At 67.7% G+C, this 24,504-nt stretch carries 26 protein-coding genes and 1 tRNA gene; 16 read left to right on the top strand and 11 right to left on the bottom strand.

The window, feature by feature from the left end:
- Window positions 1-90: 90 nt before the first annotated feature.
- Entirely contained in the window at window positions 91-702 is a 612-nt protein-coding gene (locus ASG07_RS09070) for a class I SAM-dependent methyltransferase (protein WP_055844710.1), read from the top strand.
- Here ASG07_RS09070 and ASG07_RS09065 read toward each other — a convergent pair.
- Genes ASG07_RS09065 through ASG07_RS09055 form a run of 3 tightly spaced genes read right to left on the bottom strand, consistent with a single transcriptional unit; the run spans window position 699 to window position 4,883 of the window.
- Window positions 699-1,766 carry a copper resistance protein B gene (locus tag ASG07_RS09065; RefSeq protein WP_055845071.1) on the bottom strand — a complete coding sequence of 356 codons (1,068 nt, stop codon included), beginning with the start codon at window positions 1,764-1,766 and terminating at the stop codon, window positions 699-701. The genes ASG07_RS09070 and ASG07_RS09065 overlap by 4 nt on opposite strands.
- A 23-nt stretch (window positions 1,767-1,789) precedes the next feature.
- Window positions 1,790-3,637: a copper resistance system multicopper oxidase gene (locus ASG07_RS09060; protein ID WP_055844707.1), complete on the bottom strand. Its 1,848-nt coding sequence runs from the start codon at window positions 3,635-3,637 to the stop codon at window positions 1,790-1,792.
- Window positions 3,638-3,680: 43 nt separating this feature from the next.
- Window positions 3,681-4,883, bottom strand: a complete 1,203-nt coding sequence (locus tag ASG07_RS09055; RefSeq protein WP_236694617.1) for a phospholipase D-like domain-containing protein — start codon at window positions 4,881-4,883, stop codon at window positions 3,681-3,683.
- A gap of 105 nt (window positions 4,884-4,988) precedes the next feature.
- Between ASG07_RS09055 and rpoZ the strand changes: the two genes are divergently transcribed.
- Window positions 4,989-5,333, top strand: a complete 345-nt coding sequence (gene rpoZ / locus ASG07_RS09050; RefSeq protein ID WP_055844701.1) for a DNA-directed RNA polymerase subunit omega — start codon at window positions 4,989-4,991, stop codon at window positions 5,331-5,333.
- Window positions 5,334-5,809: 476 nt separating this feature from the next.
- Here rpoZ and ASG07_RS09045 read toward each other — a convergent pair whose 3' ends face one another.
- Together ASG07_RS09045 and ASG07_RS09040 are read right to left on the bottom strand one after the other, a co-directional pair.
- Window positions 5,810-6,490 (bottom strand): RlmE family RNA methyltransferase, encoded by a 681-nt coding sequence (locus tag ASG07_RS09045; RefSeq protein ID WP_055844699.1) that lies wholly within the window; start codon window positions 6,488-6,490, stop codon window positions 5,810-5,812.
- Window positions 6,487-7,524 (bottom strand): Ppx/GppA phosphatase family protein, encoded by a 1,038-nt coding sequence (locus ASG07_RS09040; protein WP_055844697.1) that lies wholly within the window; start codon window positions 7,522-7,524, stop codon window positions 6,487-6,489. Before ASG07_RS09040 ends, ASG07_RS09045 begins: the two co-directional genes overlap by 4 nt.
- A 164-nt stretch (window positions 7,525-7,688) precedes the next feature.
- On the opposite strand from ASG07_RS09040, the gene ASG07_RS09035 reads away from it, so the two are divergent.
- The 3 genes from ASG07_RS09035 (at window position 7,689) to ASG07_RS09020 (ending at window position 9,667) form a co-directional block, all read left to right on the top strand.
- Window positions 7,689-7,762 (top strand) — tRNA-Gln (locus tag ASG07_RS09035).
- A gap of 145 nt (window positions 7,763-7,907) precedes the next feature.
- Window positions 7,908-8,555 carry a hypothetical protein gene (locus ASG07_RS17845; RefSeq protein WP_236694616.1) on the top strand — a complete coding sequence of 216 codons (648 nt, stop codon included), beginning with the start codon at window positions 7,908-7,910 and terminating at the stop codon, window positions 8,553-8,555.
- 53 nt (window positions 8,556-8,608) lie between these two features.
- A complete protein-coding gene (locus ASG07_RS09020; RefSeq protein ID WP_055844691.1) occupies window positions 8,609-9,667 on the top strand; it encodes a serine hydrolase domain-containing protein in 1,059 nt (352 codons plus the stop codon).
- A 105-nt stretch (window positions 9,668-9,772) separates the two neighbouring features.
- Here ASG07_RS09020 and ASG07_RS09015 read toward each other — a convergent pair whose 3' ends face one another.
- Entirely contained in the window at window positions 9,773-10,612 is an 840-nt protein-coding gene (locus ASG07_RS09015) for a metalloregulator ArsR/SmtB family transcription factor (RefSeq protein WP_082474683.1), read from the bottom strand.
- Window positions 10,613-10,719: 107 nt separating this feature from the next.
- On the opposite strand from ASG07_RS09015, the gene ASG07_RS09010 reads away from it, so the two are divergent.
- Entirely contained in the window at window positions 10,720-11,652 is a 933-nt protein-coding gene (locus ASG07_RS09010) for an acyl-CoA desaturase (protein ID WP_201780985.1), read from the top strand.
- Here ASG07_RS09010 and ASG07_RS09005 read toward each other — a convergent pair.
- From ASG07_RS09005 to sucC, 3 genes are all read right to left on the bottom strand, one after another.
- Window positions 11,618-12,547, bottom strand: a complete 930-nt coding sequence (locus ASG07_RS09005) for an electron transfer flavoprotein subunit alpha/FixB family protein (protein WP_055844688.1) — start codon at window positions 12,545-12,547, stop codon at window positions 11,618-11,620. The genes ASG07_RS09010 and ASG07_RS09005 overlap by 35 nt on opposite strands.
- Window positions 12,544-13,293, bottom strand: coding sequence for an electron transfer flavoprotein subunit beta/FixA family protein (locus ASG07_RS09000; RefSeq protein ID WP_055844685.1), 750 nt, complete (start codon window positions 13,291-13,293; stop codon window positions 12,544-12,546). The genes ASG07_RS09005 and ASG07_RS09000 overlap by 4 nt, the downstream gene beginning before the upstream one ends.
- A gap of 192 nt (window positions 13,294-13,485) precedes the next feature.
- The gene (gene sucC / locus ASG07_RS08995) at window positions 13,486-14,685 is read right to left on the bottom strand and encodes an ADP-forming succinate--CoA ligase subunit beta (protein ID WP_055844682.1); all 1,200 of its coding nucleotides are present in this window, start codon (window positions 14,683-14,685) and stop codon (window positions 13,486-13,488) included.
- A gap of 210 nt (window positions 14,686-14,895) precedes the next feature.
- Between sucC and ASG07_RS08990 the strand changes: the two genes are divergently transcribed.
- Window positions 14,896-15,228: a PilZ domain-containing protein gene (locus tag ASG07_RS08990; RefSeq protein WP_055845061.1), complete on the top strand. Its 333-nt coding sequence runs from the start codon at window positions 14,896-14,898 to the stop codon at window positions 15,226-15,228.
- A 214-nt stretch (window positions 15,229-15,442) separates the two neighbouring features.
- Here the strand turns inward: ASG07_RS08990 and ASG07_RS08985 are convergent, their stop codons facing one another.
- Entirely contained in the window at window positions 15,443-16,378 is a 936-nt protein-coding gene (locus tag ASG07_RS08985) for a ribose-phosphate pyrophosphokinase (RefSeq protein ID WP_055844679.1), read from the bottom strand.
- Window positions 16,379-16,476: 98 nt separating this feature from the next.
- On the opposite strand from ASG07_RS08985, the gene gltX reads away from it, so the two are divergent.
- The 9 genes from gltX (at window position 16,477) to ASG07_RS08940 (ending at window position 23,139) form a co-directional block, all read left to right on the top strand.
- Entirely contained in the window at window positions 16,477-17,805 is a 1,329-nt protein-coding gene (gene gltX, locus ASG07_RS08980) for a glutamate--tRNA ligase (protein ID WP_055845057.1), read from the top strand.
- A 117-nt stretch (window positions 17,806-17,922) separates the two neighbouring features.
- Window positions 17,923-18,603, top strand: a complete 681-nt coding sequence (locus tag ASG07_RS08975; RefSeq protein ID WP_055844676.1) for an energy transducer TonB — start codon at window positions 17,923-17,925, stop codon at window positions 18,601-18,603.
- Between the two features lie 138 nt (window positions 18,604-18,741).
- Window positions 18,742-19,089, top strand: a complete 348-nt coding sequence (locus ASG07_RS08970) for a hypothetical protein (protein WP_055844673.1) — start codon at window positions 18,742-18,744, stop codon at window positions 19,087-19,089.
- Between the two features lie 23 nt (window positions 19,090-19,112).
- Window positions 19,113-20,051, top strand: coding sequence for a bifunctional diaminohydroxyphosphoribosylaminopyrimidine deaminase/5-amino-6-(5-phosphoribosylamino)uracil reductase RibD (gene ribD, locus ASG07_RS08965; protein WP_055844671.1), 939 nt, complete (start codon window positions 19,113-19,115; stop codon window positions 20,049-20,051).
- 10 nt (window positions 20,052-20,061) lie between these two features.
- Window positions 20,062-20,664 carry a riboflavin synthase gene (locus ASG07_RS08960; RefSeq protein ID WP_055844667.1) on the top strand — a complete coding sequence of 201 codons (603 nt, stop codon included), beginning with the start codon at window positions 20,062-20,064 and terminating at the stop codon, window positions 20,662-20,664.
- Complete coding sequence (ribB, locus tag ASG07_RS08955; RefSeq protein ID WP_055844664.1) at window positions 20,654-21,787, top strand: 3,4-dihydroxy-2-butanone-4-phosphate synthase; 1,134 nt, start codon at window positions 20,654-20,656, stop codon at window positions 21,785-21,787. The genes ASG07_RS08960 and ribB overlap by 11 nt, the downstream gene beginning before the upstream one ends.
- Window positions 21,788-21,791: 4 nt before the next feature.
- The gene (gene ribH / locus ASG07_RS08950) at window positions 21,792-22,214 is read left to right on the top strand and encodes a 6,7-dimethyl-8-ribityllumazine synthase (RefSeq protein WP_055844659.1); all 423 of its coding nucleotides are present in this window, start codon (window positions 21,792-21,794) and stop codon (window positions 22,212-22,214) included.
- Window positions 22,214-22,759, top strand: a complete 546-nt coding sequence (locus tag ASG07_RS08945; protein WP_055844656.1) for a GNAT family N-acetyltransferase — start codon at window positions 22,214-22,216, stop codon at window positions 22,757-22,759. The genes ribH and ASG07_RS08945 overlap by 1 nt, the downstream gene beginning before the upstream one ends.
- Window positions 22,756-23,139: a hypothetical protein gene (locus ASG07_RS08940; protein WP_156361799.1), complete on the top strand. Its 384-nt coding sequence runs from the start codon at window positions 22,756-22,758 to the stop codon at window positions 23,137-23,139. The genes ASG07_RS08945 and ASG07_RS08940 overlap by 4 nt, the downstream gene beginning before the upstream one ends.
- 178 nt (window positions 23,140-23,317) lie before the next feature.
- On the opposite strand, the gene ASG07_RS08935 is transcribed toward ASG07_RS08940, so the two are convergent.
- The gene (locus ASG07_RS08935; protein ID WP_055844649.1) at window positions 23,318-24,406 is read right to left on the bottom strand and encodes an alkene reductase; all 1,089 of its coding nucleotides are present in this window, start codon (window positions 24,404-24,406) and stop codon (window positions 23,318-23,320) included.
- Window positions 24,407-24,504: the final 98 nt, after the last annotated feature.

Below are 24,504 nucleotides of genomic sequence, written 5' to 3'. Positions count from 1 at the left end.
AAACCCGATGGCTTGCAACACGTTCGGCACCTGTGCGACGGAGAGGGCAGCCTCGCCGCTCGTGTGGGGACCACGACCGACAGGATTCCGATGGCAAGCTCGTCCACCGCCGCCCGCCGCGCGCGTCGCCCCGCCGGGATACCGTCCCCGGCGCAAATGTTTTTTCAGGGCTTTCTGAAGCATCCGGTGATGGTCGGATCGATCATTCCTTCGTCCGACAAGCTCATCCGCAACATGCTGGGGCCGGTCGACTGGGACCAGTGCAAGCTGTTCGTGGAATATGGTCCCGGTGTCGGCACCTTCTGCCGTCCCATTCTGGAACGCATGGCGCCGGATGCGACGCTGATCGCGATCGACACCAATGCCGATTTCATTCGCTATCTCGACGCGACGATCGTCGATCCGCGGTTTCAGGCGGTCGAGGGATCGGCGGCGGATGTGGCGACGATCATCGCCGATCACGGCTTCGCGCATGCCGATTATATCCTGTCGGGGCTGCCTTTTTCGACGTTGCCGGCCGGCATCGGCCCGGCGATCGCCGCCGCTACGCATGCGACGCTGCGTCCGGGCGGCGCGTTCCTCGTCTATCAGTTCAGCCCCAAGGTGAAGGACTTCCTGACCCCGCACTGGCAGCGCATCGACCATGATATGGAGTGGTGGAACGTCCCGCCGGCGCAGCTATACTGGGCCTGGAAGGACTAGAACCAGGCGCGCAGGCCGGCAACGACGCCAAGGCCGCCGGTGTCCGCCCCCGCCGCCCGCGCGAAGCGGGCGGTATCGCCGAGCCGCCGTTCCCACGACACGCCGACATAGGGCGCGAATTCGCGCCGGACCTCGTAGCGCAGACGCAGGCCCAGTTCCGCGTCGGTAACGCCCGAGCCGATCCCCCGCCGACGCACGTCCTGTGCCGACAGGTTCACCTCGACACGCGGTTGCAGGATCAGCCGCTGCGTCAGCCGCTGGTCGTAATAACCCTCGACCCGGCCCAGCACCTCGCCCGTCGTGGCGACGAACGCGGCGACGTCGACCTCGAACCAATAGGGAGCCAGCCCCTCGACACCGATCGTCGCATAGGTGCGCGACGGGCCGGGGCGGGCGTCGTGCCGCACGCCGGCCTGAAGGTTGAAATACGGGCCGATCGCGCGCGAATACAGCGCCTGCACCTCCGCCACCTCCAGCCCGCCGCCGAGATCGCCCTCACCCTCGCTCTTCACGACGGCGCGGTGGATGTCGCCGCCGAACCACGCCCCCCCCTCCCACCGATAGCCGTCGCGGCCATCGCGGATCTGAAACTCGGCGAGGTCGAGCATGACCTGTGCGAAGGTCTGGCCACCGCCTTCCTCGCGCATCATCGCTTTGCGCGCCTGCGCCATCGCGGCGGGGTTCCAGACGCGGTCGGCGTAATGCGGCATCGGCGCAGGCGGGGCGGGTGCCGCGCCGGCGGGCAGGTCGGTGCCGGTCTTCGCGGGAGGCTCCGACGCCGACGCGGCGGCATGGCCCATAGCAGTGTGATCCATCGCGCCGTGGTCCATCGGCGCAGCATCCGGCACGCTCTCCGCGGGCACATGCCCCATCTGCGCATGATCCATCGTGGCATGATCCATCGTGGCATGATCCATCGCCACCGGCGCGACCGGCGCAGGTCGCTTCACCGGCTTACTGGTGGCGGGCTTTCCGGCGGGCGGCTTCCGCTTCGCAGCGGGTTTCGCCGGCAACGTCATGCCCGGCATGGCGTGCATCGCATGATCCTGCGCCGGAGCCGCCATCGCCAGTACCGCGAACAGCGGAATCACGCCACCGCCCCGCGCGGCCGGACGCTGACGACGCGCATCATGCCCGCCAGCATATGGTACAGCATGTGACAGTGGAACGCCCAGTCGCCGACCGCATCCGCCGTCAGGTCGAACGTCACCGTCCCGCCCGGCTGCACCAGCACGGTATGCTTGCGCGGCGCATGGTCGCCCCTGCCCGTCACCAGATCGAAGAAATGGCCGTGCAGGTGGATCGGGTGGCCCATCATCGTGTCGTTGACCAAAACGACGCGCACCCGCTCGCCCAGCGTGAAGGCGAAGGGTTCGTGCGTGTCGACCATCCGCTGCCCGTCGAACCCCCACATGAAGCGTTCCATGTTGCCCGTCAGGTGAATCGTCACGGTACGATCCGGTGCCCGCACGTCCGGATTGCGATCGAGCGCGACGAGGTCGCGGTACGTCAGCACGCGGTGGCCGACATCGTCCAGCCCCTGCCCCGGATAACCGGTGCGATCGACCGGCATCGGCGCGATCGTCTGCACGCCGGGACCTTTCCGGACCTGCGGCGCATGCGAGAAGTCGCGCATCGCCATGTCGCCGTGGTCCATCGCGCCATGATCCATGCCGCCGTGATCCATGCCGGACATCGCGGAGTGGTCCATCGTCGCGTGATCGACCGGCGGAACGACATAGCCGGGCGTGGCGATCCGCCGCGATCCGTTCTGCTCCGCGCTCGGGTCCGCGCCCCGCGGCGGCGGCGCCGTCGCCATGCCGCCGCTCCCCATATCGGTCATGCCCATATCCGCCATCGTCGCGAGCGGCCTCGTCCGGAGCGGCGGCACCGGTGCGGTCATGCCCCGCCGCGGCGCCAGCGTCGCGCGCGCCATGCCGGAGCGATCGATGCTCTCCCCCACCAGCGTCCACGCGCGGTCGCCGGTCGGCGTGACGATCACGTCATAGGTTTCCGCGACGCCGATTTGCAGTTCGTCCACCGTCACCGGCCGCACGTTCAGTCCGTCCGCCTGCACCACCGTCATCGCCAACCCCGGGATGCGGACGTTGAAAGTGGTCATCGCCGATGCGTTGATGAGGCGCAGGCGCACCCGCTGGCCCGGTTCGAACAGCCCGGTCCAGCTGTCGCGCGGACCATGACCGTTGACGAGGTAGCGGTACGTCGCGCCGGTGCCGTCGGCGATGTCGGCGGGGTCCATCCGCATCGCGCCCCAGTGCCTGCGGTCCTTCGCCCGCTGATCCCGGCCCGCCAGCAATCCCGCGAGCGTCTGCCGCTGGAAATTATAATAGCCGGGTTGCAGCTTCATCCGGCGAAAGATCGCCGCCGGGCTCTGCTCGCTATGGTCGGAGAACATGACGACGTGGTCACGGTCGGATGCGACCGGGTCCGGCCCGGCGGGATCGATCACGATCGGGCCGTACAGCCCCTCCTGCTCCTGCCCGCCGGAATGGCTGTGATACCAGTAGGTCCCGTTCTGCCGGACGGTGAAGTCGTAGACGAACTCCGTCCCCGGCCGGATGCCGGGGAAGGACACGCCCGGCACCCCGTCATACTGGAACGGCACGAGCAGCCCGTGCCAGTGCAACGAGGTATCGACGTCGAGCGCGTTGACGACGCGCAGACGCACGCGCTGTCCCTCGCGCAGGCGGATCAGCGGTGCGGGCGCGGCTCCGTTGATGCCGATCGCGCGCGACGGCGTGCCGTCGATCGCCATCGTCTGCCGCGCGATCCGCAGCACGATCTCCTCGCCCGACAGCGTCGGCCGCTCCAGACCGGACGCGCCGCCCTGCGCCCAGGACGGCGCGACTGCGCAGCCCGCGCCCGTCAGGGCGGCAGTGCGCAACATCGTCCGGCGATCGATCGAGAGGGTCATCGCCACCGCATCTAGTGTGCGCAGGCGAACAAAGCGAACGCGGCTATTCGTCGATCCCGAAATTCAGCCCTCGCGACAGGCCGGGGTCGACGATGGCCAGCACCAGATATGCGCCGAACTGCTTCGTCCGTTGCCACCAGCCGGTGCTGGCGCGGTAATCGTCCCACGTGATCTCGCGCGCATTCGCCAGCTCGCCGTCGACATAGTCGCGGACGTGCGCGGCGAAGGCCGGGTCGTCGATCCGCAACATCAACTCCAGATTGATGAACAGGCTGCGCATGTCGAAATTGGCGGAGCCGATATGGACGGCATCGTCGACCACGTACAATTTGGTGTGCAGCTTGGTCGCCTGATATTCGAACATCCTGACCCCGCGCTTCAGCAGGCCGGCATAGCTGAACCGCGCGGCGGCGATCGTCGCGTTGTTGTCCGATTTGGCGGCGGTCATGATTCGCACGCGCTGGCCGGTGCGCCCGCTCTTCTCGATCCGCCGCAGCAGCATCGGGCTGGGCGTGAAATAGGCCGCGATCATGTCGATGCAGCGGCCGCTCGCCAGATCGGTCCGCAACGTCTTCGCCCACGGCGACAGATGCCGCGTCGGTCCGCCGATCAGCCAGCGCAGCCGGCCCTCCGTCTCGCTGAACCGGCCCAGTTCGCGGTTGATCGGGCGGATGCGCAGCTTGGGTCGCTCGATCGCCGTCCGCAGCGCGTCGAAGTATCCGGCCATGCGCGCCGCCGCCGGTCCCTCGATCAACAACCCCAGATCGCGCCACGCCTTGTTGGCGATCGTGCCGAAATAATCGTCCTCGACGTTGAAGCCGCCGATGATGATGCGCGGGTTCGTCTCCGCATCCGCCAGCGCCAGCTTCTGATGGTTGCGCAACAGATAGCGGCGACCGAACTTCGCGGAGAACACGCATTTGTCGACGCCGGCGGCCGACAGTGGGTCGAAGAACGCGTCGGGCGTCGAATCGCTGCCGAACCCGTCCACGATCAGCGCGACGCGGACCCCGCGCCGCGCCGCCGCCGCCAGTGCCGCGTTGACGCGTCGGCCCGAATCGTCGGCGGCATAGATATAATAGAGGATGCGCAGATCGTGCTTCGCCCCCTCGATCAGGGCGATCAGCGCATCCATCCGCTCCGGCCCTTCCGGCAGCAGCGTCAGCCGGTTGCCCTCCACCATGAAGCCCGGTCGTTCGGCAGCAGGGGAGCGGGCGGAGGCGGCGGCCATGGGACCATTACGCATGGGCAACGGCGTTGATCCATGTTGCCGGGCCCGCCAACCTTGCTTTTCCGGACCCCGACGGGTATGCGCCGCCATTCTCCCTATTGGTGTAGTTAAGGACACGGCATGGCGCGCGTCACCGTCGAGGATTGCGTCGACAAGATTCCCAACCGGTTCGACCTCGTGCTGCTCGCGGCACAGCGGGCGCGCCAGATCTCGGGCGGCGCGGAACTCACGCTGGACCGTGACCGCGACAAGAACCCCGTCGTCGCGCTGCGCGAGATCGCCGAGGAAACGGTGCGCCCGGCGCATCTGGAGGAATCGGTCGTCAACAGCCTGCAGAAGGTCCAGATGGACGACGACGACGAGGTCGACGCCATCGGCAGCCTGTCCGCCTCCGCCGAGGCGCTCCGCCTGACCGCGTCGGCACCGCCGCGGAACCAGAATCTCGGCGCGGATTACGATGGGTGAGCGGAAGCTTCAGGATCGCCTCGCGATCCTGAAGCGAACGCCGGCCGGCGGGCTTTAGCTCGATCGACGACGCGGCTTAGCCGTGTCGCTCTTCTGACTTTTCGTGCGACTTGGCGGTGGCTCTCCGGACCTTCCCGTAGCGGCTTTGGGAGTGCGCCCCTTCCGCCTGCCCGTCGCCCCGGCGAATGCTGGGGCCTCGCCGTGGGACGGGGACGTCCTCTGCTCATCGAGACCTCGGAGTTCGCCGGGTTGACGAGCGGGTAAGCTGGTGTTCGGCTCGACGGCGGGGCCTGACGCTCGTGATCGCTCGCCGCACCGACCGCTTCGCCGGTATCCAAAAGATTGACCAAGCCTGACTCGGACAGCAACCCGGATCAGCGGAGCATGGCGCTACCCAGCTTGAACCAAAGCGGGCATGGCCGTGTCGCCCGTCGACCGGCTGCGCTCGCCGGCCGCGGGTCGGGCCAAGACGCGGATCAGCTGCGCTGATCCGCTGCCCTACCCTTGAACCCCTGCGCCACCACGAACCACTCCACCGAACCCTTGCGGCTTGCCGGTGGCTTGGCGTGCTTCACCGTCGTGAAGTTTCGCTTCATCTCCGCCACGAGCTCCGAATCCGCGCCGCCCGCGAACACCTTCGCCACGAACGCGCCGCCCGGCGACAGCACCTCGACGGCGAACGCCAGCGCCGCTTCGACCAGCCCCATCGTCCGCAGCGCATCGGTCTGGGGATGCCCGACCGTGTTGGCCGCCATGTCCGACAGGACGAGGTCGGGCGCGCCGCCCAGCGCCTCGCTCAGCTTCGCGGGTGCGGCGTCGTCCATGAAGTCCATCTCAAGGATCGTCACGCCGTCCAGCGGATCGACCGGCAGCAGGTCGATGCCGACCACCTGCGCCCCCGGCGAACGGCGCCGCACCACCTGGCTCCATCCGCCCGGCGCGATCCCCAGATCGAGGACGCGGCGCGATCCCTTCAACAGGCCGAACCGCTCGTCCAGTTCCAGCAGCTTGTACGCCGCGCGACTGCGATACCCCTCCGCCTTGGCGCGACGGACATACGGGTCGTTCAATTGTCGCTCCAGCCAGCGGGTCGAGGCGGCGGTGCGGCCGCGCGCGGTCTTCACGCGCTTGCGGCCGCCAGTCACGTTACGATTCATGGCTTGGGCGTTCCCATCAGGCTGCGCAGGATACCCTCGCGGATACCGCGGTCGGCGATGCCGAGGCGTTCCGCCGGCCACAAATCCATGATCGTCTCCAGGATCGCGCAGCCGGCGACGACCAGATCGGCGCGCTCGTTGCCGATGCACGCCACCTTCGCGCGTTCGGCGATCGATTTCTCCGCCAGCGATCGGCTAATCTCGCGCATCGCGGCGGCGGGCGCGATCATGCCGTCGACGGCCGACCGGTCGTAATGCGACAGCCCCAGATGCACGCTGCCCAGCGTCGTCACCGTCCCGCTGGTGCCGAGCAGCCGCGGCCGCGCGACCCGCGGCAGGCGTGCCGCGAATACCGCCATGCTGTCGGCGACCAAAGCGCGCATCGCCGCATAGGATTCCGCCCGCCCGTCGGCATCCTCGCCGCCGCCCGCGCTCTCGGTCAGCGACACCACGCCCCATGGTGCCGAATGCCAGTCGAGCACGCGCGGCGCAGGGCCCTCGGTATCGACCAGCACCAGCTCGGTCGATCCGCCGCCGATGTCGAACACCAGCGCCGGGCCGCGCCCCGGCTCGATCAGCGCGTGGCAGCCCAGTACCGCGAGTCGCGCCTCCTCCTCGGCGGAAATGATGTCGAGGCGGATGCCCGTCTCGGCATGCACCCGCTCGATAAAGGCGGTGCCGTTGACCGCACGCCGACACGCCTCGGTCGCCACCGACCGCGCCAGCGTGACGTTGCGCCGCTTCAGCTTGTCGGCACACACCCGAAGCGCCGCGATCGTCCGCTCCACCGCCGCGTCGCTCAGCCGGCCGCTGGCGGCAAGTCCCTCGCCCAGCCGCACGATCCGCGAAAAGGCGTCGACGATCGCGAAGCCCGGCCCCTGCGGGCGGGCGATCAGCAGGCGACAATTGTTGGTGCCGAGGTCCAGCGCCGCATAGGCGTGCGCGTCATGCCAGCGACCGCGTGGCGGCCGGGCGGGCGCCGGACGGGCAGGACGGTCCTGCCGGTACGGCAATCGGGCGGAAACATCCCCCATGTGCCGTGATCTTTCTGTTCTGTTCTGCCGTCGCGGGAGGTCCCGTCCGGTGCTTGGCGATCAACCTAGCGGGCACCGGCCTCCGCGACAAGTCGCCCCCCGATGCGCCCTACGACGCAAGACGTTGACACGCACCGCCCACCCGCCTAGACGCGCCCACCTGTTGCCCCGTCGTCTAAAGGTAAGACTACGGACTCTGACTCCGTCAATTGAGGTTCGAATCCTCACGGGGCATCCAGGCTTTTCCGATCATGCGTTCGCCCGTTGCGGGCACGTCCGTCCGGCTGATCGGTGGCACTCACCTTGTCCAGGATAACGGTGACGCGCCGACTTGCAGATTGGAATATGTCTGGCGTCCATTGCCGGCACGGGGTTTCGCGCCGTTGGCCATCGCCGCCTGGATCCGCGCGATCGAGGCTGCTTCCAGCCGCGCGCGCAGCCTGCAAAGGGAGGCGTCAGGCCGGATCGCCCAGCTCGTCGGCGACCTTGTCTTCGGGCGTCGGAGGCGTTGCCGCGGCGATCAGGGCCAGGAGATTGTCGACGGTAAAGCCGGTCTTCCCGTCGATCGAATCGTCGGGGTTGAGAGATTGCGCGAATGCCCGGGCATGTTCGATCGCAGCGGCGAGAGGGTCGTTGTCCATTCGCCTTCAACGACGGGCCGCGACGTTGGTCGCATCGGGTCCGCTTCCGTTATCGCTGCCGTCGACGCAAAGTCGTCCGGGGCGATGGATCGGGTGCAAGACATGACGGGGACCCATGCGCCGCCGGTGCGTTATGCTGCCTCCAGTCAGGAGAGTATGATGAGCGACGCCGGCACCGTCCAGACCCGCCAACGCGAGATTGCGACCGAGCATCTGCTGTTCAAGCTGATGGAATATGTCGAGGGGCAACATCCCGGATTGCTCGACTTTCTGGAAGCGAGCCTCGGCCATCTCGGTGATCCCGCCAGCGACGCCACCAAGGACGACAACGGGGTGCGAGCCATCGCGCAAAGGATGATCGCAGGAGCGCGCAGGCAGGGTACGAACTGACCCTTGAACCCTGCTCACGTCCGTCGTGCCGGCGTTGGCGATCGGTTTCGCCGATGATCGCCATCCGGATCATAGCGGGCGCCGCGCTCGTTCTGGCGGGGTGCGATGGAGAGAATAGTCCGGGCGCGGCAACCTCTCTCCCGTCCCCGACGTCGCGACCGACGACCGGCCTGCAGCCGGAGATCATGGCCGCCGCGGTCAGGACGGCGGCGAACCTCCCGCGTCTGCGCGCTGTCATCGTGGTTCGGAACGGACGGACGCTGGCCGAACATCGCTTCAACGGCGGGCCACCGCTCGATCGTCCGGTCAACATCAAGTCGGCCTCGAAATCGGTGATGTCGGCACTGGTCGGTATCGCGATCCAGCGGGGCATCCTCAGCGGCATCGATCAGCCGGTGCTGTCCGTGCTCCGGAGCGACGCACCGCCGGATCCCGACGCTCGCCTCCGACGGCTTACGGTCGGCAGTCTGCTATCGATGCAGGCTGGCCTCGAACGCACGTCCGGCGAGAATTATGGCCGCTGGGTATCGAGCCCGGACTGGGTGAGATACGCGTTGTCGCGTCCGTTCGTCGACGAGCCGGGTGGCGCCATGCTCTACTCCACGGGCAACTCGCACCTGCTGTCCGCGATGCTGACCAGGGCGTCCGATCGCAGCACCCATGATCTTGCCCGGGAATGGCTCGCGCGCCCGCTGGGTATCGCGATCCCGCCGTGGCCCCGTGATCGGCAGGGCATCTATTTCGGCGGGAATGACATGCTGATGAGCCCACGGGCACTCGCCCGCTTCGGCGAAATGTACCGGCTCGGCGGCGTCATCGACGGCAAGCGCGTGCTGCCCGCATCGTGGATCGAGCAGAGCTGGACGCCGCGCACGATTTCGCCCTGGAGCGGCGGACGATACGGCTATGGCTGGTTCATCGGCGAGGCAGCCGGCCATCCCGTTCGGTTCGCCTGGGGCTATGGCGGGCAAATGGTCTATGTCATTCCGGATCTGGCGCTGACGGTCGTTATGACATCGGACGCAGGCGGCGCGCGCGACAACGGCCACATAGCGGCTTTGCACGCGCTGCTCGCGGACGGGATCGCGCCTGCGGCTGTGGCCGGCGCGTGACGGCGCCGGCCCGGGATGCGGCGCCTGGGACATCGTGTTGCGGTCACGGCAGGGATCGCCCGGCATCGGGGACTCTCCCGAAAATTTCCGCTCGCGATGGCCCCGCTATCCGGCCGCGTTCAGGTGATCGAGGACGAACGCGACGCGCTCCGCCACCGGCGCGCGCGGCAGTTCGACGATCGTGTAGCCATATTCGGCATAGGTCGCCCGCATGATCGCCTCCGTAGCGGCGGCGAGCTGCATCGACTGTTTCCGCTCCGCATCCTCCGTGAAGATGTCGGCCCAGAACGGCGCGAGAAAGACGCGGCGATTGTACCGGTTCGTGCGCGCCGCCCGGTCCAGTACGGGGGGGACTGCGATGCCCGACACCCGCAGGAAGCCGGCGACATCGGGAACGCCGCGATCGAGCAGCACCGTTTCCCCGCGCTCCAGCGCGAACGCGTGCGCCGCCGTCTCGCCTGCCAGCATCAGCTTGGCGAAGCGTCGCTGGTCGCCCCAGGGCAGCGCATTCTCCCCCGCCGCCACCTGTTCCCGGATGATCCGGCGGCCGACTTCCTCGCTGGTCGCCACGCCGACCGCGGCCAGCGCGTCGATCAGCGTCGACTTGCCCGACCCCGGTCCACCGGTGATGACGTGCAGCCGGTCCGACGGGGTCAGCGCCGCCAATTCGCGCTTCAGGGGACACGCCACGGGGCAGACTTCTTGCACATAGCCGTTGAGCGTGTTCGTCAGGCTGTCCGGAACGATCGCGTAGAAGACGAACTGCCCGCGCTTCTCGCTGGTGACGAGGCCCGCCGCCTCCAGCACCGAAAGATGCTGGGAGATGGACGGTTTCGACATCGAGAAGCGCGAGGCGATTTCGCCGGCACTCAACTCCGCATGGCTGAGGTAGGCGAGGATCTTCCGGCGCACGGAGGAGGACAAGGCTTCGAAGATACGCTGCATAGAGGGTAATTAGGCGCTTACCTAAGCATCGACAACCAACAGCTTATCGCTTAGGTGGTTGCCTAAATACCTAGGAGACGATGATGGTATGCAGTCCGACGGACAGGATGAAGGTGGATGACGAAAGCTGCGCCGTCGCCGGCCATATCGAATGGGCACCCGTTCGCTCGCTGTGGATCGGCGGGATGACGCTCTCCGCCGTCATGCTCGCGCCGCTTTTCGTCACGTTCGGCGCGCTATTGCTGTTTTTCGGTACGTCGGCCGTGACGCTGTGTCTTGGCCATTCCATCGGCCTTCACCGCCTGCTGATCCATCGCAGCCTCTCCGCACCACGTTGGCTGGAGCGGGTGCTTGCCTATCTCGGCACGCTGGTCGGGATGGCTGGGCCGCTTGGAATGGTACGCTTGCACGACACGCGGGACTGGGCGCAGCGGCAGACGGCGTGTCACGATCTGCACGCACATCGCACCACGATGCTGCGGGACGCGTGGTGGCAGATGCACTGCCGCCTGATCCTGGCGCATCCGCCGGCCTTCCTGCTGGAGGAGCGGCTGGCCCGTGATCGGGTCCTACGCTGGCTGGAGGCGACATGGATGCTGCAGCAGCTACCGCTGGCCGCAATGTTCTTCTGGGTTAGCGGGCTGCCGTGGCTGGTCTGGGGCGTGCCTGTGCGGGTCGCCGTCAGCGTCACCGGCCACTGGTTCGTCGGACACCTGACGCATCGCCACGGACCACAGGGTTGGAGCGTCGATGACGTCGCCGTACAGGGCCACGACCTGCCCGCCGCCGCCCTCATCACCTTCGGAGAAGCATGGCACGGCAACCATCACGCGTGGCCCGGGTCGGCGAAGCTCGGAGTGGAGCCGGGTCAGCATGATCCCGGCTGGTGGGTGCTGCTGGCGCTGCGCCGGCTGGGGCTGGTCTGGGACCTGAAGGAGCCGGCGATGCTGGTGCCGCGTACCGGGCTGCGGCGGGTGGAGCGACCCCGCCCAACCCGCCACGCGACTACAGCTTTTCCGTCAGTTCCGGGATCACCTTGAACAGGTCACCGACCAGACCGAGGTCCGCCACCTGAAAGATCGGCGCATCCTCGTCCTTGTTGATAGCGATGATCGTCTTGGAATCTTTCATACCCGCCAGATGCTGGATCGCGCCGGAGATACCGACCGCGACATAGACTTCCGGTGCGACGATCTTGCCGGTCTGGCCGACCTGATAATCGTTGGGCGCATAACCCGCATCCACCGCCGCCCGCGAAGCGCCGACACCCGCACCCAGCGCATCCGCCAGCGGATCGATCAGCGCATGGAACTGTTCCGACGATCCCAGCGCGCGACCGCCCGAGACGATGATCTTGGCGCTGGTCAACTCCGGCCGGGCATTCGCCGCGATTTCCGATCCGGCAAAGGTCGACAGCCCCTTGTCGCCGGTCGAGGCCACCGCCTCGATCGTGCCCGAGCCACCTTCGCTCGCGGCCTTGTCGAAGGCGGTGCCGCGGATCGTCAGCACCTTCTTGGCATCCGACGACTGCACCGTGGCGATCGCGTTGCCGGCGTAGATCGGCCGGGTGAAGGTGTCCTCGCTTTCCACCGACAGGACTTCACTGATCTGCATCACGTCGAGCAACGCCGCGACGCGCGGGGCGATGTTCTTGCCCGTCGTCGTGGCGGGCACGACGAACGCGTCGTGGTGGCCCATCAGCTCGACGACCAGCGGCGCGACATTCTCCGCCAGCGCGTGCGCATAGGCCGCGTCGTCCGCGACATGCACCTTGCCGACGCCGGCGATCTTCGCCGCCGCCTCCGCGACACCGCCGACACCCTGACCGGCGACCAGCAGATGCACCTCGCCCAGCTTCAATGCCGCCGTGACGGCGGACAGCGTGGCGTCCTTGACGGCAGACCCGTCATGCTCGACCCAGACCAGCGTCTTCACTTCGCCACTCCCATCGCCTTCAGCTTCATGACCAGTTCGTCGACATCGGCGACCTTGATGCCGGCCGAGCGCTTGTTCGGCTCGACGACCTTCAGCGTCGTCAGACGCGGCGTCACGTCGACCCCGAAATCCGCGGCCGTCTTCGTCGCCATCGGCTTCGATTTCGCCTTCATGATGTTCGGCAACGACGCGTAGCGCGGTTCGTTCAGGCGCAGATCGGTGGTGACGATCGCAGGCAGCTTCAGGTCATCCGTCTCCAGCCCGCCATCGACTTCGCGCGTCACCTTGGCGGTGTCGCCCTCGATCTCGACCTTGCTGGCGAACGTACCCTGCGCCCAGCCGAGCAGGCCCGCGAGCATCTGACCCGTCTGGTTGTTGTCGTCGTCGATCGCCTGCTTGCCGAGGATGACGAGCTGCGGCTGTTCCTCCTCGACGATTTTGGCGAGGATCTTGGCGACGCCCAGCGGCTCGACCTTCGTGTCGCTCGTCACTAGGATCGCGCGATCCGCGCCCATCGCCAGCGCGGTGCGCAGCGTCTCCTGCGACTTCTGCTCGCCGATCGACACGACGACGATCTCGGTCACGCCGGCGCGATCCTTCAACCGGATCGCCTCCTCGACCGCGATCTCGTCGAACGGGTTCATCGACATCTTGACGTTGGCGAGGTCGACGCCCGACCCGTCCGCCTTCACGCGGGGCTTCACGTTATAATCAAGCACGCGCTTGACCGGCACCAGCACCTTCATCGAGCGTCCCTCTCACAAAATTCGACGGCCGTATCGGCTCGCCACTAGGCAGAAACAGGCTGTTTTCGCAAGTCCGGTATGGCCGGACGCACTTGCCGTAGCGGCATTTGGACGTTGCCGTACGGCGTCAACGAAGAAGGGCCCGGACGTTTCCGCCCGAGCCCCTCCGAACCGCGAAAGGTCAGGCGCGACTCACGCCGCCTTCTGCACCTCGGCGACGATCTTCTTCGCGGCATCGCCCAGGTCGTTGGCGGGAACGATCGCGAGGCCCGAGTTCGCGAGGATGTCCTTGCCGGCCTGCACGTTGGTGCCTTCCAGACGGACGACCAGCGGCACCGAGAGGTTCACTTCCTTCGCCGCGGCGACGATGCCCTCGGCGATGATGTCGCACTTCATGATGCCGCCGAAGATGTTGACCAGGATGCCCTTCACCGCGGGATCGGCGAGGATGATCTTGAACGCCGCGGTCACCTTCTCCTTGTTGGCGCCGCCGCCGACGTCGAGGAAGTTGGCCGGGAACATGCCGTTCAGCTTGATGATGTCCATCGTCGCCATCGCGAGGCCGGCGCCGTTGACCATGCAGCCGATATCACCGTCGAGCTTGATGTAGGCGAGGTCGTACTTCGACGCCTCCAGCTCCATCGCATCCTCTTCGGTGGTGTCGCGCAGTTCCATCAGGTCCTTGTGACGGAACATCGCATTGCCGTCGAAGGCGACCTTGGCGTCGAGCACCATCAGCTTGCCGTCGTCGGTGACGGCGAGCGGGTTGATCTCGATCTGCTCGGCATCGGTGCCGAGGAACGCGTCGTACAGCTTCGATGCGACGTTGGCGGCCTGCTTGGCGAGGTCGCCGGTCAGTTCGAGCGCGGCGGCGACGGCGCGGCCGTGATGCGGCTGGAAGCCGGTCGCGGCGTCGATGTCGATCGACAGGATCTTTTCGGGGGTGTCGTGCGCCACGGTCTCGATGTCCATGCCGCCTTCGGTGCTGGCGACCATCGAGACGCGGCCGGTCGCGCGGTTGACGAGCAGCGCGAGGTAGAATTCCTTGGCGATGTCGACGCCATCGGTCACGTACAGGCGGTTGACCTGCTTGCCCGCGTCACCCGTCTGGATGGTGACGAGCGTGTTGCCGAGCATGTCGGTCGCCGCCGCGCGCACTTCGTCGGCGGTCCTGGCAAGGCGGACGCCGCCCTTGGCGTCGGGGCCGAGTTCCTTGAACTTGCCCTTGCCGCGGCCGCCGGCGTGGATCTGCGCCTTCACCACATAGAGCGGCCCGGGCAGCTTCTCGGTGGCGGCGACGGCTTCCTCGACGCTCATCGCGGCGAAGCCGGCGGGAACGGGCACGCCGAACTTCGCAAGGAGGTCCTTGGCCTGATATTCGTGAATGTTCATGGGATCGTCCGCCTTTCTGGCTACGCATCATGCGAGAGGGTCTGGAGGCTTTGCGCGCCCCTAAAGCACAGGGTGCCGATCAAATCCACCCCTGACATCAATGCTATTGCATGCCGTTTGCAATAGAGCAACTTCGACGCGTGTGCTGTCCGTTTCGACGGCACCGGGGCATTAGCCGAAAAATAACCATTACGGGTGCAGAACATCGGCATGGAACGCCCCGTCTTCACGCCACCCTTCGAGCAAGTCTCCGGAGACGATCACCGCCACGCGCTGCGTCGGGCGGTGAAGATGCGCGCGCATCTGCGCGATCGGGGCCAGACCAGATTCGAGATCGACGTCGTCGACCTGTCGATGTCGGGCTTTCGGGCGGAGACGAGCTTTACCCTGTGGCCGGGCACGATCGTGTGGCTGACGTTGCCGGGCCTGGCTCCGCTGGAGGCCGTGGTCGCGTGGCGGGATAAGGTCCGGTACGGATGCGCGTTCAGCAAGGCGCTGCACCCGGCGGTGTTCGAGCATATCGTCGGTTTGGGAAACCGCTAGGGGTTCTCCAGGTCCGGCCAGCGGCTCCGCCAAGCCGATCCTGTCCGACGACGGCTGTGCCGCAGGCCATTTCGCAAACCGTAGAAACCTGGTGCTGCGCCGACGGCAAAGCCGCCGTCGAACGAGTGCGGCGATGCCGGCTCGCCGTCCGTGCTCGACGCTGCGGCGGCTTTGCCGCGCACCGGCGCGGACGTGCCGCGCCGGCGTCTTCGCATCAATCGAACAGGCTGCTCACACTCGTCTCGTCCGCGATCCGCTTGATCGCCTCGCCCAGCAACGGCGCGATCGGCAGATGGCGGATGCGGTTGGTCGCGCCGATCGACTCGTGATTGCCGATCGAGTCGGTGATGACCAGCTCGGTCAGCGCCGATCCGTCGACCCGCGCCACCGCACCGCCCGACAGCACGCCGTGCGTGACATAGGCGACGACATCCTCCGCTCCCGCCTCGCGCAGCGCCGCCGCGGCGTTGCAGAGCGTGCCCGCCGAATCGACGATGTCGTCGATCAGCACGCAGAAGCGGCCCTCGACATCGCCGATGATGTTCATCACCTCCGATTCGCCCGCCCGCTCGCGGCGCTTGTCGACGATCGCCAGCGGTGCGTTGTCGAGCCGCTTCGCCAATTGCCGCGCGCGGACAACGCCGCCGACATCGGGCGAGACGACCATCAGGTTCTTGCCCTTGAACCGCGCCAGAATGTCCGCCGACATCACCGGCGCGGCATAGAGGTTGTCGGTCGGGATATCGAAGAATCCCTGAATCTGCCCGGCGTGCAGATCGACCGACAAGACGCGGTCCGCGCCGGCGACGGTGATGAGGTTCGCGACCAGCTTGGCGGAGATCGGCGTGCGCGGCCCCGGCTTCCGGTCCTGTCGCGCATAGCCCATGTACGGGATCACCGCGGTGATGCGCCGCGCCGACGCGCGCTTCAACGCGTCGATGATGATGAGCAATTCCATCAGGTTGTCGTTGGCCGGAAAGCCGGTCGACTGGATCACGAACACGTCCTCGCCGCGGACGTTCTCCTGGATCTCGACGAATACCTCTTCGTCGGCGAAGCGACGGACCAGCGCATCGGTCAGCGGCAGTTCCAGATACTGCGCGATCGCGGTGGCGAGCGGCAGGTTCGAATTGCCGGTGATGAGTTTCATGCGTCGTTCCTGAGCCGCCCCGTAGGACGCCCCCCTTACCCCCGTGCAACATGGATGCAATGTTCTTGGCCCATGCCGGCCGGCGACCTAGAGCGCGCATCATGATCGTCACGCGCTTCGCCCCCTCGCCCACCGGCCGCCTGCATGTCGGCAACATCCGGACCGCGCTGCATAACTGGATGTGGGCGCGCGCGAACGGCGGCCGTTTTCTGCTGCGCATCGACGATACCGATGCGGAACGCAGCGAGGAGCGGTTCGTGGAGGCGATCCGCACCGATCTCGGCTGGCTCGGCCTGACGCCCGATGCGGAGGTCCGCCAGTCGGAACGATTCGCACTGTATCAGGCGCGGTTCGACGCGCTGGTCGCGGCGGGGCGCGTCTATCCGGCGTACGAGACGGCGCAGGAGCTGGACCTGAAGCGCAAGATCCTGCTCGGTCGCGGCCTGCCGCCGGTCTACGATCGCGCCGCCCTGACGCTGACCGACGAACGGCGGGCGGCGCTGGAGGCGGACGGCGTCGCGCCGCACTGGCGCTTCCGGCTGGATCACGATGCGCCGATCATGTGGGACGACCTGATCCGCGGATCGCAGCGTTTCGATCCTGCGACGATGAGCGACCCCGTCATCCGCCGTGCCGACGGATCGTGGCTGTATATGCTCCCCTCCGCGATCGACGATGTCGAGATGGGCGTGACTCACGTCGTCCGCGGCGAGGATCACGTATCCAATACCGCGCTGCAATTGCAGATGTTCGACGCGATGGGCGCGCCCCCGCCCGCCTTCGCGCACGAGGCGCTGCTGACCGGCAGCGAGGGCAAATTGTCGAAGCGGCTCGGCGCGCTCGGCCTCGATCATTTCCGCGAAGAGGGCATCGAACCCCGGGCGATCCGCGCGTTGCTTGCGCGGCTCGGCACGAGCGATCCGGTCGAGGCGATCGACGACGCGGCGCTGATCGACACGTTCGACTTCGCCCGCTTCGGTCGTGCACCGGCGCGCTTCGACGAGGCGGAGCTGGCGCAGCTGAACGCGAAGGTCATCCACGGCCTGCCTTATGAAGAGGTTACGGATCGCCTGCCCGTCGGAATGGACGCCGCAGCGTGGCACGCGGTGCGCCCGAACCTGACCCGTGTCGGGGAAGCGGCCGACTGGTGGCGGGTCGTGGAAGGACCGGTCGACGTTCCCGAACCCGCCGACGACGATCGTGAATATCTGGCGGAGGCTGCACGGGTCGCGGCGACGATCGACTGGGCGGGCGATGTCTGGCACGCGCTGACCGGCGCGTTGAAAGCGTCGACCGGCCGCAAGGGCAAGGCACTGTTCCTGCCGCTGCGTCGGTCGCTGACCGGTCTGGATCACGGTCCCGACATGGCCGCGCTGCTGCCGCTGATCGGGCGCGAGCGGGCGATCGCACGTCTTTCGCACCAGTGAGCGGCGACATAGAGCGGCGACATGAGCCTCGCGCTTGCAAGCAAAACGATATGATGTAACATCCTGCTTGCGGTCGGCCGACTCGCACCGTTTCACTCTGATGGAGGAGCGTTGCTGATGTATGCGGATCGTTATGGCGGGCCTGCGCGGGCCCGGTTCAATCCCGGCGGCCTCGCGGCAGCGGTCGGGATCAACGCGGCGGTCATCGCGGCGCTGATGGTCGCCGCACCGATCGTGACAGGCCCCCCGCCCGCCGATCCGCCGCTCGTCACCATATTCCGGCCGATCGACCCGCCGCCACCGCCCGAACCGAAGCCGGTCGATCCGCGGGTCAGCGCGGAGCCTCGCCCCGCACCGCCGCTCGACGCGCCGAAACCGGTCGTCGAAACGCCGATCGACTCGCCACTGACCGGCACCGTCGATCCTTTGCCACCGCTGCCCTATGATGCCATGCCGGGTACGGGCACCGCGACGGAGGTCTTGCCGCAACCCAAGCCCGTGCCCCCGCCGCTGATCGTCGGCCCATCCGTCGACGCACGCTACGCCGCGGATTTCCAGCCCGACTACCCCGTCTTTGAACGACGGCTGGGCAACGAGGGCAAGGTGACGGTGCGCGTGCTGGTCGGGGCGGACGGCCGCGTGAAGCAGGTCGAACGCGTCAGCGCCACCAGCGACGCCTTCTGGCGCGTCACCGAACAACGCGCCCTGTCGCACTGGCGGTTCAGGGCGGGCACCCGCGACGGTGTGGCGGAGGCCGCGTGGCGGGTGATGACCGTGACGTTCCGGATGCAGGACTGAACCGGGCTTCGCAGACCGGGGGCAACAGGTACGCCCCCCACGGTTTTAGAAGAAGACGTGCCTCACGTCCGTCATGCTAAGCCGACCCTTCCAACGACGCCTCTGGCAAGTCCGCCCCGATCGTCCTATTTTCCCCTCATGCAGTTCTTCTCCCGCATGTCGCCGGTCCGGGCCATTCGCGATCTGCGCGCCTTCCTCGCCACGCGGACGCGGATCGATCTGGCGTTCCTCGTCGCGTCGATGCTCATCACCGGCTTCTTCATCTACGCCTTCGCGCACGACAGCCGCGTCGACCCGACCTACAAACGCGACATCGTCTATGTGGAGCAATGGCCGGCGACCCGCACCGATGCGGAGATCATCGCGCAGCAGAAGATCGACGCCCCGATCAAGGCCGCCGCCCTGAAGGCGCAGGCCGATGCGGAGGCGGAGAAGCGTGCCTCGTTCAAGCGACTGGATGACAAGCTGAAGGGCTGGGGCATCTGACCCATCCCGACGACGCGCGCTGGATGGCGGCGGCGCTGACGCTGGCGGAGCGGACGCGGGGGCGCACCGCCCCCAATCCCAATGTCGGCTGCGTCATCGTCAAGGCGGGTCGCGTGATCGGCCGCGGCTGGACCACCGCGGGGGGCCGCCCCCATGCGGAAGCCACGGCGCTCGCGCAGGCGGGCGAGGAGTCGCGCGGCGCGACTTGCTACGTCACGCTGGAACCCTGCGCCCATGTGTCGCCGCGTGGCCCTGCGTGCAGCGACCTGCTCGTCGCGGCCGGCGTCGCGCGTGTCGTCGGCGCGATCGAGGACCCCGACCCCCGCACCGCCGGTGCCGGCTTTGCCCGATTGCGCAGCGCGGGCATCGCCGTCGATGTCGGACCCGGTGGCACGGACGCCCGGCGGACTATGGCCGGCTTCCTGACCCGGCGCACGCTCGGCCGCCCGTTCGTGACGCTCAAGCTCGCGACCTCGCTCGACGGTATGATCGCCACCGCATCGGGGCAGAGCCGCTGGATCACCGGGCCGGAAGCCCGCGCACATGTCCATCTCGAACGCAGCCGTCACGAAGCGATCCTCGTCGGGCGCGGCACATGGGATGCGGATGCGCCGAAGCTGGACGTGCGGCTGCCGGGGCTGGAGGAGCGTTCGCCGCGCCGGTACATCCTCTCGGCGACGGCGATCGGCGACGGCATCATCGCATCCCCCGATGCGATCCGCGACCTCCCCGGCGACCATCTGTTCGTCGAGGGTGGTGCCGCCACCGCCGCCGCGTTCCTGCGCGCCGACCTCGTCGACCGGCTGCTTCTCTACCGCGCGCAGATCCTGATCGGCGGCGGTCGCCCGGCCGTCACCGATATCGGCCTGACCTACCTGGGCGATGCGCACGGCCGCTGGCGGCTGACCGATGCGCGTGCGCTTGGCAGCGACCGGTTGGAAGTCTACGAGCGCGCTAGATAGACGAGGGTCCATGTTCACCGGCATCATCACCGACATCGGCACGATCGAGGCCGTGGAGCATCGCGGCGACGCGCGCGTGCGGATCGCGACCGGCTATGATACCGGCACCGTCGATCTGGGCGCGTCGATCGCCTGTTCGGGCGTGTGCCTGACCGTGGTCGACAAGGGCCCCGGCTGGTTCGCCGTCGACGTGTCGGGGGAAACGATCGCCCGCACCGCCGATCAATGGCGCGCGGGCTGCCGCCTGAACCTCGAACGCGCGATGAAGCTGGGCGACGAACTCGGCGGCCACATCGTCACCGGCCATGTCGACGGCGTCGCGCATATCGTCTCGGTCGAACCCGACGGCGACTCCAGGCGCATCCTGTTCTCGGTTCCGCCCGCCCTCGCGCCGTTCCTCGCCACCAAGGGTTCGATCACGGTCGACGGCGTCTCGCTGACCGTCAACGCCGTCACCGACGCGGCGGACGCGACCGAGTTCGGCGTCAACGTCATCCCGCATACGCAAGCCGCGACGACGCTCGGCACCCTGACGGCGGGGGGCACCGTCAACATCGAGATCGACGTGCTGGCGCGCTACCTGAAACGGATGGAGCATTATCGTGGCCGCTAATCCGGAACTGGCGCGCATCCGCCACGCCTTCCTGTCCTCGCCCGAGGAGATCATCGACGAAGCCCGCAACGGCCGGATGTTCATCCTCGTCGACGACGAGGATCGCGAGAACGAGGGGGACCTCGTCATCCCCGCGCAGATGGCGACGCCGGAAAAGATCAACTTCATGGCCCGTCATGGGCGCGGCCTGATCTGCCTCGCGATGGCCAAGCGGCGCGTCGAGGAACTCGGCCTCGACCTGATGAGCCGCAACAACGGCACCCGTCACGAAACCGCCTTCACCGTGTCGATCGAGGCGCGCGACGGCGTGACGACGGGCATCTCCGCAGCCGACCGCGCCCGCACGATCGCCGTGGCGATCGACGGGACCAAGGGGCGGGCGGAGATCGTGACGCCCGGCCATGTCTTCCCGCTGGTCGCGCGCGACGGCGGCGTGCTGGTGCGCGCGGGCCATACCGAAGCGGCGGTCGACGTGTCGCGTCTCGCCGGCCTCAACCCCTCGGGCGTGATCTGCGAGATCATGAACGAGGACGGCACGATGGCGCGGATGGACGACCTCGTGTCGTTCGCGCAATTGCACGGCCTGAAGATCGGCACCATCCGCGACCTGATCGCCTATCGCCGCCGCTACGACCACCTCGTCGAGAAGAAGGCGGAGGCGAAGTTCACCAGCCGCTGGGGCGGCGAATGGACCACCCGCGCCTATCGCAACACCGCGACGGGCACCGAACAGGTCGCGCTGGTCAAGGGCCGGATCGATCCGTCGCAGCCGGTGCTGGTCCGCATGCACGCTTTGTCCCCCTACGGCGACATCTTCGGCGAGGATTCGGCGCGCGGCGGCCTGCTCCAGCGCTCGATGGAGATGATCGCCGAAGCCGGATCGGGCGTCATCGTCCTCATCAATCGCCAGCGCGCCGACGCCTTCACCACCGCCGTCCGGCGACAGGCGGGCGAGCAGGTCGAGGTGCCGATGGAGGAACTGCGCGACTATGGTGTCGGCGCGATGATTCTCGCCGAACTCGGCGTCCACGACATGATCCTGCTCACAAACACCCACCACACGCTGGTCGGACTCGACGGTTACGGCCTGTCGATCGTCGGCGAGCGGCGCATCGAGGACTGAAGACTTGGCCCATATCCTGATCGTCGAGGCGCGCTTCTACGACCATCTCAACGACCTGCTGGTCGCCGGCGCGCGCGCCGCGATCGAGGCCGCAGGCCACACGCACGAGACGGTGACGGTGCCGGGCGCGCTGGAGATTCCCGCCGCGATCGCGCTGGCGGCGGAGGCCGACCGCTATGACGGCTTCGTCGCGATCGGCGTCGTGATCCGCGGCGAGACCTATCATTTCGAGATCGTCGCGGGCGAAAGCGCGCGCGGCATCATGGCGCTGACGATGGACGGCCTCGCCATCGGCAACGGCATCCTGACCGTCGAGAACGAGGCGCAGGCGCTGACCCGCGCGCGTCCCGACGAAAAGGACAAGGGCGGTGAAGCGGCCAAGGCGGCGCTCGCGCTGCTCGACCTGCGCGAGCGGTTCGGCGGCTGATGACCGGCGGCCCGATCCTCTTCACCCCGCGCCTGATGCTCAGGCCACTGGCGGCGGAGGATTGGGAGCCGTGGGCCGCGTTCCATGCCGATCCGGAGACGATGCACTTTCTGGGCGGCGTGCAGGCGCGCAGCGTCGCGTGGCGGTCCTTGTGCGGCATGGCGGGGGCGTGGACGATCCGCGGCTTCTCGATGTTCGCCGTCATCGAACGCGCGACCGGCGCATGGGTCGGGCGCATCGGCCCGCACCAGCCCGATGGCTGGCCCGGGACGGAGGTCGGCTGGGGCGTCGCGCCGGCCTTCGCGGGCAAGGGTTACGCCCATGAGGCCGCTATCGCCGCGATCGACTATGCGGTGGACGTGCTCGGCTGGACGCACGTGATCCACACGATCGATCCCGACAATCATGCCTCGATCCGGCTCGCGCAGCGACTGGGCGCGACCAATGGCGGGCCGTGCAGCCTGCCGCCGCCGCTCGACGCCTTCCGCGTCGATGCGTGGGGCCAGTCGGCCGCCGACTGGCGCACGGGTCGCCCCGGCCGGTGACCGAGCCGCCGCCCTCCCGCTACCGCGTCGTGGAGCACGGCCGGCGGCTGGAGGTGATCGATACGCGGGCGAACCCGACCGGTCCGCCGCCACGCCTCTTCCCGCGCCAGACGCGTTTCGACGGCAGCGGCGACATCACCACGCGCGCCTTCTACGACGCGAAGGGTCCGCGCACGATCCGCCTCGACAGCGTCAGCGTTGGGGTGATCGCCCGGGTGAAGTTCGTGGCGCTGTTCGCCGCGTTCGCGTTCGTCGTCGCGGCGGTGGCGATGCCGTGGCTGCTCGCCATCCCGTTTGCGCTGTTTAGCAAGGCCGTCCGCAACCCGGCGCGCGACGGCATCACCCGGTGGCTCGACGGGATAGTCGCACGTGGGGGTTGAGGTGGGCGGTCGCCAAACCGGCACAGCAACAACCATCTACCCCGGCGAAGCTGGTGCGTCTCACCGGTCGCCCGGGAACTGGACCCCGGCCTTCGCCGGGGTGGCACGGGAAAACCGGCAACCTTGATGGCTATTCGACCCGGAACATCCAAAGCTCCGGGTCGAGCAGCCATGTCCGTTACGCCGCCTCGGTTTCCAGCGCGGGATAGTCGATATACCCCTCCGGCCCCTGGCTATACAGCGTCTTCGGGTCGATCGGGTTGAGCGGCGCATCGATCCGCAACCGCTCCGGCAGGTCCGGATTGGCGAGGAACGTCCGCCCGAACGCGATGGCATCCGCCGCGCCCGCATCCAGCACCGCCTGCGCCTGCGCACGGCTGGTGAAGTCGGAATTGAGGACCAGCGGACCATCGAAGAGCTGCCGGATCAGCGGCGACTGCTTCGGGACATCGGTTGCCCCGTACGTACCGTCGGGGCCGAGTTCGCGCAGTTCGAGGAAGGCGATGCCGATCTCCGACAGCGCCTTCGCCGCCGGGCCGAACACCGATGCCGGATCGCTGTCGTCAACCCCTTGCGAATTGCCGTTCGGCGACAGGCGCACCGCCGTCCGGTCCGCGCCGGCGATCGATGCGACGCGCTCGGTCACCTCACGCAGCAGCCGCACCCGGTTCTCCGGGCTGCCGCCGTATCGATCGTCCCGGAAGTTCGCGTTGTCGCGCAGGAATTCATCGATCAGATAACCGTTCGCGGCATGCACCTGCACGCCGTCGAACCCGGCCGCCATCGCGTTGCGCGTCGCCCGCTCGTAATCGTCCAGCAACCGCGGGAACTCCGCCACGTCCAGCGGCCGCGCCGTCTCGAACGCCTGCTTGCCGTCATAGGTGTGGACCGTGCCGTCGGACCTCGTCGCCGACGACGATACCGGCTGGCTTCCCGTTACCGACGAATGCACCTGCCGCCCCATATGCCACAGCTGCGCGACGATCCGCCCGCCCGCGGCGTGCACGGCATCGGTGACCGGCTTCCACGCCGCCGCCTGCTCGTCGCTCCACAACCCCGGCGCATAGGGCCAGCCCAGACCTTCGCGGCTGATCCCGGTCGCTTCGGAGATGATGAGGCCGGCGCCCGCCCGTTGTGTGTAGTATTCCGCCATGATCGGCGTCGGCACCGCATCGCGATCCGCCCGGCCGCGGGTCAGCGGCGCCATCAGGATGCGATTGGGGGCGTGGATCGCGCCAAGAACGACGGGATCGAATAAAGCGGGCATGAAAACTCCTGTCCCTGCGGGTGTCGGGATCGCAGATAGGGCGCTACACCGCATCATGCTCGCGCCACGCCGCCCAAGAAAAACTGGTGCCCTGAAAA

Origin of the sequence: Sphingomonas sp. Leaf343 (assembly GCF_001423765.1) — a bacterium.
Taxonomy (GTDB): domain Bacteria; phylum Pseudomonadota; class Alphaproteobacteria; order Sphingomonadales; family Sphingomonadaceae; genus Sphingomonas.
This window is presented reverse-complemented; position numbering and strand designations above follow the sequence as displayed.

Excerpts from the sequence above, each read along its gene's own strand:
- ribD (WP_055844671.1), top strand. The coding sequence starts at position 19,113 with ATGGCGGCGGCGCTGACGCTGGCGGAGCGGACGCGGGGGCGCACCGCC.
- ASG07_RS08970 (WP_055844673.1), top strand. The coding sequence starts at position 18,742 with ATGCAGTTCTTCTCCCGCATGTCGCCGGTCCGGGCCATTCGCGATCTG.
- rpoZ (WP_055844701.1), top strand. The coding sequence starts at position 4,989 with ATGGCGCGCGTCACCGTCGAGGATTGCGTCGACAAGATTCCCAACCGG.
- ASG07_RS08975 (WP_055844676.1), top strand. The coding sequence starts at position 17,923 with ATGTATGCGGATCGTTATGGCGGGCCTGCGCGGGCCCGGTTCAATCCC.
- ASG07_RS08935 (WP_055844649.1), bottom strand. The coding sequence starts at position 24,406 with ATGCCCGCTTTATTCGATCCCGTCGTTCTTGGCGCGATCCACGCCCCC.
- ASG07_RS09060 (WP_055844707.1), bottom strand. The coding sequence starts at position 3,637 with ATGACCCTCTCGATCGATCGCCGGACGATGTTGCGCACTGCCGCCCTG.
- sucC (WP_055844682.1), bottom strand. The coding sequence starts at position 14,685 with ATGAACATTCACGAATATCAGGCCAAGGACCTCCTTGCGAAGTTCGGC.
- ASG07_RS08945 (WP_055844656.1), top strand. The coding sequence starts at position 22,214 with ATGACCGGCGGCCCGATCCTCTTCACCCCGCGCCTGATGCTCAGGCCA.
- ASG07_RS08990 (WP_055845061.1), top strand. The coding sequence starts at position 14,896 with ATGGAACGCCCCGTCTTCACGCCACCCTTCGAGCAAGTCTCCGGAGAC.
- ASG07_RS09000 (WP_055844685.1), bottom strand. The coding sequence starts at position 13,293 with ATGAAGGTGCTGGTGCCGGTCAAGCGCGTGCTTGATTATAACGTGAAG.
- ASG07_RS09020 (WP_055844691.1), top strand. The coding sequence starts at position 8,609 with ATGATCGCCATCCGGATCATAGCGGGCGCCGCGCTCGTTCTGGCGGGG.
- ASG07_RS09045 (WP_055844699.1), bottom strand. The coding sequence starts at position 6,490 with ATGAATCGTAACGTGACTGGCGGCCGCAAGCGCGTGAAGACCGCGCGC.
- ASG07_RS09040 (WP_055844697.1), bottom strand. The coding sequence starts at position 7,524 with ATGGGGGATGTTTCCGCCCGATTGCCGTACCGGCAGGACCGTCCTGCC.
- ASG07_RS09055 (WP_236694617.1), bottom strand. The coding sequence starts at position 4,883 with ATGCGTAATGGTCCCATGGCCGCCGCCTCCGCCCGCTCCCCTGCTGCC.
- ASG07_RS09070 (WP_055844710.1), top strand. The coding sequence starts at position 91 with ATGGCAAGCTCGTCCACCGCCGCCCGCCGCGCGCGTCGCCCCGCCGGG.
- ASG07_RS09065 (WP_055845071.1), bottom strand. The coding sequence starts at position 1,766 with ATGGCGGCTCCGGCGCAGGATCATGCGATGCACGCCATGCCGGGCATG.
- ASG07_RS08960 (WP_055844667.1), top strand. The coding sequence starts at position 20,062 with ATGTTCACCGGCATCATCACCGACATCGGCACGATCGAGGCCGTGGAG.
- ASG07_RS09015 (WP_082474683.1), bottom strand. The coding sequence starts at position 10,612 with ATGCAGCGTATCTTCGAAGCCTTGTCCTCCTCCGTGCGCCGGAAGATC.
- ASG07_RS08985 (WP_055844679.1), bottom strand. The coding sequence starts at position 16,378 with ATGAAACTCATCACCGGCAATTCGAACCTGCCGCTCGCCACCGCGATC.
- ASG07_RS09010 (WP_201780985.1), top strand. The coding sequence starts at position 10,720 with ATGAAGGTGGATGACGAAAGCTGCGCCGTCGCCGGCCATATCGAATGG.